The 357-nt window shown below is 47.1% G+C and carries 1 protein-coding gene; it reads left to right on the plus strand.

Going from position 1 to position 357, the window contains the following annotated elements:
* Positions 1–357, plus strand: a 357-nt coding sequence (locus AABK37_RS42015; RefSeq protein WP_432557273.1) for a hypothetical protein, incomplete at both ends; no start/stop codon positions are given.

Below are 357 nucleotides of genomic sequence, written 5' to 3' on the forward strand. Positions count from 1 at the left end.
GCAACCATCCCCAGAAGACGTTAAAAATGGTAAGGTCGCGGCTTTTGAGGCTGACATCAACCAACGACGGACACACCTGCTACGCGCTCAAGCATGGTTGAGTAAGCCCCCATCTGATCGTGATTATTATCCTGGCAATGCGACGACCGAAAGCGAGTATTTGCTTCAAGCTATCCCCATTCTGACTAAACAACTAGAGGCGCTAAAAGTTGAACCAATCCGCCAGGATAAGGAGTATGACTTAGCGCTTCGCAAATATGTAATAGCAAGAACCAAAATTGAACCCGTTTTAGAGCGATTTTTAGAGGCTCAAAGCCAATACCTAGAAGTACTGGCAGAGTTCAAAGCGGCGATCGC

It is taken from the genome of Tolypothrix sp. VBCCA 56010 (genome assembly GCF_050875635.1).
Classification (GTDB): domain Bacteria; phylum Cyanobacteriota; class Cyanobacteriia; order Cyanobacteriales; family Nostocaceae; genus Hassallia.